The sequence below is a fragment of the Aliterella sp. E5.1 genome, assembly GCF_057473825.1.
Window position 1 is genome coordinate 63542 of record NZ_JBYCCV010000013.1, and the last position, 12437, is coordinate 75978.

Consider the following 12437-nt stretch of genomic DNA (forward strand, 5'->3'; position numbering starts at 1 on the left):
GCGGCTACTTGCCATTAGACTACGGTTAATTCTTTTGTAAAATACGTTTCTACAGTTTTAGCTTCGACTTCACAAGACTTGATTATTTTACAGAAGCAGTAGTATAGCCAGTAAATCGAGTGACATCACATAATTTTATCTTTGTGCTTTGCATAATTTACTAACATAAGAATTCTAAACTAGGCACGCAACTATACAGATACATTTTTAGGAGAAAACTTTGGTTAATACGACCATCAAAACTACTAAGTCAGAGGAAATCTTTGCCGCCGCTCAAAATTTAATGCCTGGAGGCGTAAATTCTCCAGTAAGAGCATTCAAATCCGTAGGCGGACAGCCGATTGTTTTTGACCGCGTAAAGGGTGCATATGTTTGGGATGTAGATGGCAATCAATACATTGACTACGTAGGTAGTTGGGGTCCGGCGATTTGCGGTCACGCCCACCCAGAAGTTATCGGTGCATTGCAAGCCGCCTTAGAAAAAGGTACTAGCTTTGGTGCGCCCTGCATCCTCGAAAACGTATTAGCAGAGATGGTAATTAATGCCGTTCCCAGCATTGAAATGGTACGTTTTGTTAATTCTGGCACTGAAGCTTGTATGGCAGTTCTGCGCTTAATGCGAGCTTTTACCCGCCGCGACAAGATTATCAAGTTTGAGGGCTGCTACCACGGTCATGCGGATATGTTCTTAGTCAAAGCAGGATCGGGGGTAGCGACTTTAGGTTTACCAGATTCCCCCGGAGTACCCAAATCGACAACGGCTGACACTTTAACTGCGCCTTATAACGATCTTGAAGCAGTAAAAGCTTTATTTGCCGAGTATCCTGACCAAATTGCTGGGGTAATTTTAGAACCAGTAGTAGGAAATGCGGGTTTTATTGCCCCCGATGCTGGATTTTTGGAAGGTTTGCGCTTACTGACTAGAGAAAATCAGGCACTGCTGGTATTTGATGAAGTCATGACTGGCTTTCGGATTGCCTACGGTGGCGCTCAAGAAAAGTTTGGGGTTACACCAGACTTGACGACTTTGGGTAAAGTTATTGGCGGTGGTTTGCCCGTAGGAGCCTATGGCGGTCGGAGAGACATTATGTCAATGGTTGCACCTTCAGGACCTGTGTATCAAGCAGGGACGCTCTCTGGGAATCCTTTAGCAATGACGGCGGGGATTAAAACTTTAGAATTATTGCAAAAACCAGGTACTTATGAGTATTTGGATCGAATCACCAAAAAATTGGCTGATGGTTTATTGCAAATTGCCAAAGAAACGGGTCAAAATGCTTGCGTGGGTCAAATTAGTGGGATGTTTGGTTTGTTTTTTACCGCCGGACCCGTTCACAACTACGAAGATGCTAAGAATTCCGATCTAAATAAGTTTAGCCGCTTTCATCGCGGGATGTTAGAGCGCGGTATTTATTTAGCGCCTTCACAGTTTGAAGCTGGGTTTAGCTCCGTAGCGCATACGGAGGCTGATATAGACCAAACTTTAGCCGCCGCGCGGGAAGTTATGTCTAGCCTTTAGGATTTTTTAGCAAAAAAGTAGTTCTAGTTAGTCCGTAGTAAACCAACCCCCAACCCTTTTCCTTCTAAAGGTTGGGGGTTGGGGGTTGATTTTCTTGTATTTTAAAAAAATCGCGATCGCCTATTTCTAGGAAAAACCTTTTAATAGTACAATTGCACTACAATAAGTCAGTGCTAATCTGGTGGCAACAGTGCCATAATTTGCTCGACAAACTCTTGATGGTCAACTACAGGTTTAGAAATATAGCCGTCAGCACCACTAAGAGTAAGAAAACTATGGCGATCGCCTTCCATCGCGTGGGCAGTAACCAAGATTACTGGCAATGCAGCCGTTGCTGGGTTAGCTTTCAACATTTGGGTAATTTTGATACCGTCTACAGATTTACCCTGATAAACACTGCGCGAAAGCGAAACATCCATCAAAATAATATCTGCTAGTTTATCTGAGGCAATTTGCATTACTTCTTCCACATTTTCCGTATGCTTCACCCCTAAACCTGCACGTTTGGTCAAAATTTTGGCAAAAACACGGGCATTAATAGGATCGTCTTCCACAATCAAAACAGTTTTCATATTTTTTGGGTGCAAGCTATTAGATATTAGTAGTTAAAAATATTGAAGCTATGACTAAAATTAACGCATCCTAAAAATATAAGTAAATTCATTTACTTATATTTGCATCCCCCAAGTTCTGGCTGCGAATCACCCTACAACTTGCGCTTGTAGAAAGTTAAAAATAATTGATTCAACTTCTTAAGTTATTTTATCTCTAGACAGGAAAACCTCATGGCAAAACAGCTAAACCTTCTCCCCACGGGACAGGTCATTACCACCGCCCTGCATACAGAAATGCAACGGTCTTATCTTGAATACGCCATGAGTGTAATTGTCGGGCGGGCGTTGCCCGATGTCCGCGATGGCTTAAAGCCCGTCCACCGCCGCATATTGTACGCCATGCACGAACTAGGCCTAACCCCCGATCGCCCCTATCGCAAGTGCGCACGGGTGGTAGGGGACGTGCTAGGTAAGTATCACCCCCACGGAGATCAATCGGTTTATGAGGCTTTGGTCAGGCTAGTACAAGATTTTTCTAGCCGCTATCCACTCCTCGCTGGGCATGGAAATTTTGGTTCGGTAGACAACGATCCTCCGGCGGCGATGCGATACACCGAAACTCGGCTATCACCCATTAGTCACGAGGCAATGCTGGCAGATATTGGCGAGGAAACTGTCGAATTTATTAGTAACTTTGACAATTCTCAGCAAGAACCTACCGTACTACCTGCCCAACTGCCTTTATTACTACTAAATGGCTGTGCGGGGATTGCCGTCGGCATGGCAACAAATATTCCGCCGCACAATTTGGGAGAAATAATAGACGGTTTGATTGCTTTAATCGAGCAGCCGGAGTTGACGGAGGCAAAGCTACTAGAATTGATTCCAGGACCTGATTTTCCCACTGGGGGCGAAATTGTCGGCATCAGTGGCATTAAGGAAGCCTACACTACAGGGCGTGGAAGTATCGTCCTGCGGGGAGTGGCGGCGATGGAAGAAATACCCGCAACTAGAAGTAGCAAGCGGCGGACAGCAATTGTAGTTACAGAGTTGCCTTACCAGGTAAATAAGGCAGCTTGGATCGAGAAAATGGCAGAACTTGTAAACCAAGGCAAGTTAGAGGGAATTTCTGATATTCGTGACGAAAGCGATCGCGAAGGGATGAGAGTAGTAATTGAATTGCGGCGCGATGCTAACTCCCACGCCGTACTGCACAGCCTTTATCAGCAAACTGCCTTGCAAGTGAATTTTGGCGCAATTATGCTGGCGATCGTGGACGGGCAACCACGCCAGTTGAGCTTGCGGCAACTATTGCAGGAGTTTTTAAAGTTCCGCGAACAAACTCTTAATCGTCGTTACTCTCACCAGCTAGAGGAGGCGCAAGAGCGCATTCATGTTGTGGAAGGGTTGAATCAGGCGTTGGCAAGGCTAGATGAAGTTATTGCTATTTTGCGTCAAGCGGCGGATGGAAGTACGGCAAAAATAGCTCTGCAAAGTGTTATTGGCTTGAGTGAAATTCAAGCAGATTCAGTGCTGGCAATGCCTCTACGCCGATTAACAGGCTTGGAAAAGCAGAACTTACAATCGGAACAAGAGCGCTTAAGTCAGGAAATTGACGGATTGCAAAAGTTGCTAAGCGATCGCCGCGAGTTATTGAAAGCGTTGAAGAAGGATTTACGCACTCTCAAGCGCAAGTATGGCGATGCAAGGCGGACTCGGTTTGTTGATGAGCAAATGTTGCGCGAGGAAAGAGAAAAAAACCACCGTCGAGACGCAGAGAACGCCCAAAGAGAAGAGCAGGGCGAAGACGCAGTAGTAGAATTTACTTTACGCGGTTATGTAAGACGGTTGGCGAACGGTCAGAAGGTGGGGAAAAAGCCTAATGGCTTGATGGAGCATGATTGTGTGGTGCAGCGAGTTATGGCTAATACCAACCAAGACTTGGTAGTGTTAACCAGTGGCGGAAAAGTTTACCCAGTTAAGGTGGGAGATGTACCTTTGTTGTCGGGTCGCATATCGGGGAGGGGTGCGCCGTTGATTAGTTTGCTACCTAGTGCTAATGCTAGTGCCAATGAAAGCGTAGTTTCTCAATTTGTGTTGCCAGACAATGGGGCAATGGTTCTTTTGACTAGGCTGGGGCGAATTAAGCGGTTAGCTTTGGAGGAGTTGGCGGGTCTAAGCGGTCGCGGTTTGACGGTGATTAAGTTTAAGGATGAAGATCGACTGTTGACTTGTCGCATTACGGGGACTGGGGAAGATGCAATCTTAGCTACGGGTGGCGGACGGTTGCTTAGGTTTAGGGTTGATGACGAGCAATTACCAATTTTGGGGCGTACGGCGGTGGGCTTGCAAGCTTTGCGGTTGAGGAAAAATGAGAACCTGGTTGGTTGCGTTACAGGTTCAAATGCGGAGGAAAATTTATTGCTATTTTCTCAGCTAGGCTACGCCAAACAAATGCCGATGCGTTCGGTGCGACGCGCTAATCGCGGCGATATTGGTACTCAGGCTTTGTCTTTTACGAGTAAGTTTGACGCTTTGGTTGGTTTAATTTTGGCTCCAGTTTCGGCAATGCTGGCAGTAACGACAAACCAACGCTTGTTACAGTTGCCTGCAAGTGCGATTGGCGTTACGGGTAAAGAAGGTACGGGAAGTCGTCTAGTTGAGCTTAACCGCGATGAGAAAATTGTTAGTGTTACTGTTTTGCCTCCGCAGTTAAATTAGTCTAAATTAAGCACGCAGCCAAACATTTGCGTTTGAATGAATGTCTGGAATGCTCGAACGATCTTTTTTCTTGATGACAATTAAGGCGATCGCCTTTGATGATTTTCTGTTTCAGTTAAATTGCGGTAAAGTCAGGCAATGGCATTTAATGCTTGTATCGTTTGAATTGCAGTTATAAAAAAAGCTCGTGGCACAGGTTGTTTTAGAAAACATTTATAAAAGCTTTCCCAATGCTGCTAAGGCAGAAAAAGCTATCGTTCCCGTAGCTGCCCAACCCTTAATTGCCTCAGTGGATGACACAACGGAAGCAAAGCCAGACTCAAATAGCGTCCACATCCTCCGGCGCATCAATCTTACGGTGGCAGATGGGGAATTTATGGTACTGGTGGGTCCTTCGGGATGCGGCAAAAGTACCCTGTTGCGCCTGATTGCGGGTCTAGAAGAAATGACTGGAGGCAATATTTGGGTGGGAGATACTTTAGTTAACGATTTGCCTCCCAAGGCGCGGGATATTGCTATGGTGTTTCAAAGCTATGCTCTTTATCCCCATATGACCGTTTATGACAATATTGCTTTTGGGCTGCGTCGCGGGGCTAGAGGCGAACAAAAAAAAGATTTATTAAGTTGGACGAAAAATGTTCTGGCAAGCATGACACGGAGTCTTCCTTCTCCTCTGCGCTATATTAGCGAAAGCGAAGGCGAGGTAAACAAGCGGGTAAAAAATGTTGCTTCATTGTTGCAAATTGAGGCGTTATTAAATCGACTACCCAAACAACTCTCTGGCGGACAAAAACAGCGCGTGGCTCTGGGTCGGGCAATTTCTCGCAATCCGCAAGTTTTTTTGATGGATGAGCCACTTTCTAACTTAGATGCCAAACTCCGTGCCGAAACTCGCGCCCAAATTGTCAAACTCCAACGTCAACTAGGGACGACGACTATTTACGTTACTCACGATCAAACCGAAGCAATGACGATGGGCGATCGCATTGCGGTGATGAACCATGGTTCATTACAACAAGTCGCTCGTCCTTTAGAACTTTACAATCGTCCGGCTACTAGGTTTGTCGCCGAATTTATTGGTTCGCCGCCGATGAATTTTCTAGAGGTTGAGTTTCATGCTCCCCTAAAAATTTCTCACCCTTTATTTAGCTTTACTCTCCCAAAAGTCTGGGAAACAGCTTTAAGTAAATACGATCGCCAACCAATAATTCTCGGTATTCGACCAGAGCATTTTGCTCTTGATGTGGCTGCACCAACCAATCTCCCGGTACAAGTAGACCTTGTAGAAGCGCTAGGCAACGAAACCTATCTTTCTGTTAGTGCCACTAATTCCGATCGCGCCGCATCTATTCAAGTTAGAATTCCTCCCGATCGCCAAGTATCTTTTCACGAGCAATTGTGGCTAGCTTTTACCCTAAATAAGCTGCATTTCTTCGATCCTGATACAGGTAAGGCAATTTGGTACGACTAATTTAGTCTTTCTCACCTAAGACATAGACAAATTGTAAATAGTAGTGTTACATTAATTCATATAGAAAGAAACATAAATTAATAAACCAACAGGAACGCAAACTATGCAGAACACAACCAAAGTAGTTACCCCTCCAGTCATGGAAGACCGCAATGCTTGGCGCTATGGTTTCACTCCTCAAGCAGAAATCTGGAACGGTCGTTTGGCAATGATTGGTTTTTTAGCCGCCGCCGGAATCGAATTGTTTTCTGGACAAGGTTTTCTCCACTTCTGGGGCATCATGTAGTACCCAGTAAAAAAAGTATCAAAGACAAGGAATTCGATCCAGGAGATAACAAGAATCTCCTGGATCATTTTTTTGTGTTATCGATGGGAAATAGCCAACAGGCAAAATTAAGAGGATATTCTTCAGCTAAATCTTTGCAGATATTGTTGTAAGTCATTGCGGAGTCTATTGCTTTTGCTAACCTAATGAATTGTTAGCTATAACGAGTCGCCGTGAAATCATTTTTGTTTGTAACCGATTTAGATAATACCCTCGTAGGTGACGATCGCACCTTAGCCGCCCTAAATGAAAAACTAAAACAGCATCGCCAAGCATACGGAACAAAAATAGTTTATGCCACCGGGCGATCGCCGATATTATTTGCCGAACTCCAAAACGAAAAGCAGCTTCTAGAACCAGACGCTTTAGTTGCGTCTGTTGGTACAGAAATTTATTTCAAGGGTAGCGATACTGCCGATAGTGGCTGGTCAGATCAGCTATCGCCCCAATGGAATCGAGATAGTATACTTGCGACTACGGCTCATTTTACTGACTTGGTAATCCAACCAGACTCCGAACAGCGCCCGTACAAAGTTAGCTTTTTGCTAACTGAAGACTCCGCCCAAGAAGTTTTACCTCAACTAAAATTCTCGTTGCAACGGCAAGGCTTGGATACCAAGTTAATCTACAGCGCCGGGATCGACTTAGATATTTTGCCCCGTCATGGCGATAAAGGTTTAGCCGTGCAATATCTGCGTAATAAGTGGGGCATAGAAGCCAAGCAGACGGTTGTTTGTGGCGATTCTGGGAATGATATTGCGCTATTTTCGCACAATGAGGAACGGGGGATTATTGTCGGTAATGCGAAGTCTGAATTGCTGCAATGGCATAATGACAATCCGGCAGACTATCATTATTTAGCTCAAGCTTCCTGTGCGGGTGGTATTCTAGAGGGCTTAAATCACTTCGGTTTCCTGCCATGATTAGCTATCTTAAAGGCACAGTTGCAGGTATTAGTAAAACCACTAGCAATCGCGTCACTTTGACCTTAGAGGTCAATTTTTGCGGCTACGACTTGCTAATTCCCGCCCGGTTGATGCAGCAATTACCCCCAATTGGTGAGACTGTACAGATTTTTACCCATTTGCAAATTAGAGAAGAACAACCTTTGCTGTATGGGTTTAGTTCGTTGGCAGAACGAGATTTATTTCGGCAATTAATTAGCGTTACTGGGATTGGCGCGGCAAATGCGATCGCCCTATTGGATACTTTACCTTTACCCGATCTAATTGGGGCGATCGTTACTAGCAATACGCAGCTACTAATTCAAACTCCTGGCGTGGGGGGAAAAACTGCCGAGCGGATTTGCTTGGAATTGCGGAAAAAACTTGCAGATTGGACTGATATTCCGGGCTTAGCTGCGCCTACCGATGGTCCAAGTCCTGCCATTTTAGAAGATGTGCAGATGACTTTACTTGCTTTAGGTTATACACCTAGTGAAGTTTCGGGAGCTTTGCAAGCAGTAAGTCAACAAGTAGGGTTAGCAAAAAATGCTAATGCGGAAGATTGGATTCGTCAGGCGATCGCTCATCTCAGTAATTAAGCCTATTTTCAGCCATTATTAGCCAAGTTTTGCTTTAGTTAGCTTTTACAGCTAGATAAGGTTTGTTAGCTAAGATCGTCAGCCATTAGACTAATTTATCTCCCTAGAACGATCCCTTAATAGAGGCAAATTGAGAAAATATGGATGTCGTGTTTTTATACTTGACTTACTTATATGGCAACTCCCATTGAATTTAATCTGTTTGCTCCGTATATCAAGGGAGCCGTTTTAGCTGGCGAATTTTCCGATTGGAAAGATGTACCAATGGAAAAAGGCGAAGATGGCTACTTTCGCACCACCGTAGAACTAGAAGACGGAGCTTATCAGTATAAATTTCGGGTTCAATCTAAATCATGGTTTTTTGAACCAGATCAATGGGTAGATGTTATAGATCCTTATGCAACTGATATTGATAACCCTACGCAAAATGCTGTAGTACGAATCAAAGATGGCGAACGAATTGTTGATACTTATGTTTGGCAGCATGACGATAAACCATTGCCAGAAGATAAAGAATTAGTCATCTATGAACTGCACGTTGGTGACTTTTCTGGTGGTGAAGCCGATAAATTTGAGCGGGGAAAGTATCAACACGTTGTCGAGAAATTAGATTATCTCTGCGGTCTTGGAATCAATGCCATTGAATTGATGCCTGTCAAAGAATATCCAGGAGATCGAAGCTGGGGATACAACCCACGTCATTTTTTTGCTACTGAATCTAGCTATGGCACGACTGAAGGCTTGAAGAATTTAATTGATGAGTGTCACGGTAAAGGTATTCGCGTATTTATTGACGGGATTTATAACCACTCAGAAGCCGGAGCGCCACTGACGCAGATTGACCACGATTATTGGTATCATCACTCGCCGCGCGATCCTGATAATAGTTGGGGACCAGAGTTTAACTACGAATATTACGACGAAAAGCTAGAAACCTATCCAGCACGGCGGTTTATTGGCGATAACATCCGCTACTGGATTCAGGAATTTCATATTGATGGCATTCGCTTCGATGCTGCAAGGCAAATTGCTAACTATGACTTCATGCACTGGATCGTGCAGGAAGCTAAAAAAACTGCTAACATGAAACCTTTTTATACCGTTGCTGAACACATTCCTGAAACACCCAGCATCACCAATGCCGACGGACCGATGGATGGTTGCTGGCATGATAGTTTCTATCACTGCATTCTAGAACATATCAAGGGTGATACATTTGATTTAGAACGCCTCAAGAGTGTTATTGACTGTAAGCGCCAAGGCTTTATGGGTGCAACGAATGTGGTGAATTACCTAACTAATCACGACCACAATCATGTCATGGTAGATTTGGGCGATCGCGAAATCTTTGACGAAGCTGCTTTTACTCGTGTCAAACTAGGCGCAGCAATTCTTTTGACTGCTGTGGGCGTACCACTAATCTGGATGGGTGAAGAATTTGGCGAATACAAAGCTAAAACACCTGATTCAGCCAAAATTGATTGGACGCTATTAGGCAACGATCTAAATCGTGGTTTGTTTGAATACTACAAAGGTTTAATTAATCTGCGTAAAGGCAATCACGCCCTCTACACAGAAAATATCGACTTTATCCACGAAAATCCTGAAGCAAAAGTCTTAGCTTACAGTCGCTGGAATGGTGAAGGTTCTCGCGTAGTTGTAGTTGCCAACTTCTCGGAAAACTTCCTAGCTGGGTATCAAGTTTCTGGTTGTCCCGCCGGAAAATGGCACGAATGGACAAACGACTACGATTTGGAGTCTGGTGAAGAAGGTTTAATGGCAGACTTGGGCGCATACGAAGCCAAAGTATTTGTTTGGCAGTAATAAAAGCTTCTAGGCTAGTAACTTAGGCGATCGCGCTTGTAATACGTACAAATCAAAAACCTCCTTCTATTGTCTGGAAGGAGGTTTTTTCTAGTAACAGCTACTTTTGCTTATACTATAGGAAAATCTTACCCTTTGGACCTCCTGCACAAATCTTTGAAACGCCCCCTAAATCCCCCAACCTTGGGGGACTTGCGGATCCGTTTCCCCCCAGAATTGGGGAGCCACTACGCCCGTCGGGTTTCTCGGCTTGAAGCATCTGGCGTGGGCTAGGGGGGCAAAGGATTATTCACTTCTTGAGATCTTTTAACCTACTTCTGTAAGAAGTCTACTTAGGTTTGCTCTGAATTTATCTGAGACTTGCCCACCTTTCGCCGCTTTCTCCTATCAATAAATTGCTTATAGCGATCCATAAGTGGCGTTGTACTTATACCGTGCAAAATGATCGAGAGGATGATCGTAATGTAAGTAATCCAAGCAAGTTGTTCGCCCAATTGGTCTTTTAAGCCGTGTCCTAAGGCATAGCATAGATAGTATATAGAGCCGACACCGCGAACGCCAAACCAGCCAAACAACCAACGTGTAAACGGCGTATAGCCACCGCCTATAGTACTAATCCAAGCACCTACAGGACGAATGATAAACAGCAATGAGCCACCAACTAGCAGCGCGGCGTTAAGATGCTGCCAAATTGCTTGAAATCTTAGCAGCGCACCTAAGATTAAAATTGTGCCTACTTCCATCAACTTCTCAATTCGCTCTACAAATTCAAGTTGAGAATGGCGTTTCTCCGAGTCGTCATACTGTCTTTGTGCTGCTATACCCGCAACAAAAACGGCAAGAAAGCCATAGCCGTAGACCATTTCTGTTAAGGAATAAGTAATTAAAATTGTACTAAAAGCAACAAAATCTGCCATCAACTCATCAACTGGAGTGAGTTGTTCCAGTTTTTGCTCAAGCCAGACAAGGACTTTGGCAACAATAATACCCATGCCTATACCAGCAATAATTGCCCAGATTAGGTCTACAGCTACCCACTGTTTAAACCAGTCTTGCCAGTTGTTGCCTTTTTCTAACCAGTGAACGCCAAAATAGACAAACGGAAAGGCTAAGGCATCGTTTAAGCCACCTTCTGAGGTTAAGCCAAAGCGCAACTCATCTCTATCTTCTGTATGGGCAAGTTGTACTTCTGAAGCGAGTACCGGATCTGTAGGCGCAAGAATTGCCCCTAATAATATAGCTGGTCCCCATTCCATTTTTAGAGACCAATGGCTAATTGCAGCGATCGCAAAAATTGAAATTGGCATCAATAGCCCAATTAGCCGGATTGTAGAACGCCATGCCAATAAATTTAGCGGCCGATTCATCTTCAATCCGCAGCTATACAAAGAAACGATCACGACAAATTCTGTTAATCGTTCTAAGAAATTAGCATCAGGTCGCAATTGAATTAAATTAAATCCGTATTGACCTAGAAAAATTCCCACAATTAGGTAAATTAAGGCGAAAGAAAGCGGTAATTTGGCAATCCAGCCCGATCCTAATGTGACAAAAAACAGCAGTACACCAATAACAAATAGGTCAATAATATATACATCCAAATCCAAACCCATAGAACCTTTGCCTAACTAACAATAAGCTGCTCCCCGTGAGTTTACAGCGAAGTCCTTTGCCTCTAAATCCACCTAAGATAGATTCGGCAATTTTTATTAAGGAAAAATCAAAGCAATAATAAAAAAGTTGAAAATTCTTTTAATTAGCGATCTTATGAAACTGCCTGATGGTCCTAAAACCTTGCCATTTATCCATAAATTCCAATGGATTGCCAATCCTTTGGAATTTATGGATAATTGCAACCAGCGTTACGGCGATTGCTTCACCGGGCGCTTTGCTAACTTCAAACCAATGGTGTTTTTTAGCAATCCCCAAGCAATGGAACAAATTTTTACTAGCAATCTGAGGCAATTGAGCAAATTCTGTCTTGCAGCCTTGGGTAGGGGATAAGTCCTTACTATTGCTGGATGGACGCAGCCACCAAAGGCAAAGAAAGTTACTCACATAATGTAAGTGGACTCGATGAACCAGTAATTCTCAGGGGTGACTCTAGAAGAATCCTTGTCGCTTCAGCGCAAGGAGTATGTCAAAAACGGTGTTTGGCTTGCAACCAGGAGATCGCAGCGAAAAACTCAAGCAGCTTTATGACTGCTTCGCCGTTGAGTTCTAGCTTGGTTTTTTGTGAAGTACCCCAACCTGCTTTGCGAGGTTGGGGCTTCCAACCAAGCTCAATTCAGGGACGGTTTTATTCGTCCTCGGAGCTTCCCACTTCATCAGCCGATGCCTTCATCATCTAGTAACGATGTTGGACTTACTCAGCCTCCATAGGCAGTCGTCCCACTTCCTGAGACGAAAATATTTGTTTTTTGGGTTTAGAACTTTTGTATGAAAAGTTACGTTATTCACCTTTCAAGTTCAGTGCAGTT

General features: G+C 44.1%; 12 protein-coding genes. 10 read left to right on the forward strand and 2 right to left on the reverse strand.

The genetic code is table 11. The features are described from left to right. Nucleotides 1-220: 220 nt before the first annotated feature. On the forward strand, nt 221-1519 hold the full coding sequence (gene hemL / locus AC2VE5_RS07395) for a glutamate-1-semialdehyde 2,1-aminomutase (RefSeq protein ID WP_486887126.1): 1299 nt from the start codon (nt 221-223) through the stop codon (nt 1517-1519). Nucleotides 1520-1692: 173 nt separating this feature from the next. Here hemL and AC2VE5_RS07400 read toward each other — a convergent pair whose 3' ends face one another. Then, nucleotides 1693-2091 (reverse strand): response regulator, encoded by a 399-nt coding sequence (locus tag AC2VE5_RS07400; protein ID WP_486887127.1) that lies wholly within the window; start codon nt 2089-2091, stop codon nt 1693-1695. 213 nt (nt 2092-2304) lie between these two features. Here AC2VE5_RS07400 and gyrA point away from each other — a divergent pair, with 213 nt between their 5' ends. The 7 genes from gyrA to AC2VE5_RS07435 all read left to right on the forward strand — a co-directional run bounded on the left by gyrA (nt 2305) and on the right by AC2VE5_RS07435 (nt 9957). Further along, nucleotides 2305-4794, forward strand: a complete 2490-nt coding sequence (gene gyrA, locus AC2VE5_RS07405) for a DNA topoisomerase (ATP-hydrolyzing) subunit A (protein WP_486887128.1) — start codon at nt 2305-2307, stop codon at nt 4792-4794. A gap of 49 nt (nt 4795-4843) precedes the next feature. Then, entirely contained in the window at nt 4844-4972 is a 129-nt protein-coding gene (locus AC2VE5_RS07410) for a hypothetical protein (protein ID WP_486887129.1), read from the forward strand. 9 nt (nt 4973-4981) lie between these two features. Further along, nucleotides 4982-6265, forward strand: coding sequence for an ABC transporter ATP-binding protein (locus AC2VE5_RS07415; RefSeq protein WP_486887130.1), 1284 nt, complete (start codon nt 4982-4984; stop codon nt 6263-6265). A 103-nt stretch (nt 6266-6368) separates the two neighbouring features. After that, nucleotides 6369-6551, forward strand: coding sequence for a high light inducible protein (locus AC2VE5_RS07420; protein WP_486887131.1), 183 nt, complete (start codon nt 6369-6371; stop codon nt 6549-6551). Nucleotides 6552-6763: 212 nt separating this feature from the next. Next, complete coding sequence (locus tag AC2VE5_RS07425; RefSeq protein ID WP_486887132.1) at nt 6764-7513, forward strand: sucrose-phosphate phosphatase; 750 nt, start codon at nt 6764-6766, stop codon at nt 7511-7513. Continuing rightward, a complete protein-coding gene (ruvA, locus tag AC2VE5_RS07430; RefSeq protein WP_486887133.1) occupies nt 7510-8133 on the forward strand; it encodes a Holliday junction branch migration protein RuvA in 624 nt (207 codons plus the stop codon). The genes AC2VE5_RS07425 and ruvA overlap by 4 nt, the downstream gene beginning before the upstream one ends. A gap of 174 nt (nt 8134-8307) precedes the next feature. Then, a complete protein-coding gene (locus AC2VE5_RS07435) occupies nt 8308-9957 on the forward strand; it encodes an alpha-amylase family glycosyl hydrolase (protein WP_486887134.1) in 1650 nt (549 codons plus the stop codon). A gap of 332 nt (nt 9958-10289) precedes the next feature. Here the strand turns inward: AC2VE5_RS07435 and AC2VE5_RS07440 are convergent, their stop codons facing one another. Beyond that, entirely contained in the window at nt 10290-11570 is a 1281-nt protein-coding gene (locus tag AC2VE5_RS07440) for a cation:proton antiporter (RefSeq protein WP_486887135.1), read from the reverse strand. Nucleotides 11571-11724: 154 nt separating this feature from the next. Between AC2VE5_RS07440 and AC2VE5_RS07445 the strand changes: the two genes are divergently transcribed. Both AC2VE5_RS07445 and AC2VE5_RS07450 read left to right on the forward strand, forming a co-directional pair. Then, nucleotides 11725-11961, forward strand: a complete 237-nt coding sequence (locus AC2VE5_RS07445; protein ID WP_486887136.1) for a cytochrome P450 — start codon at nt 11725-11727, stop codon at nt 11959-11961. A gap of 17 nt (nt 11962-11978) precedes the next feature. Further along, nucleotides 11979-12308 (forward strand): hypothetical protein, encoded by a 330-nt coding sequence (locus tag AC2VE5_RS07450; RefSeq protein WP_486887137.1) that lies wholly within the window; start codon nt 11979-11981, stop codon nt 12306-12308. Nucleotides 12309-12437: the final 129 nt, after the last annotated feature.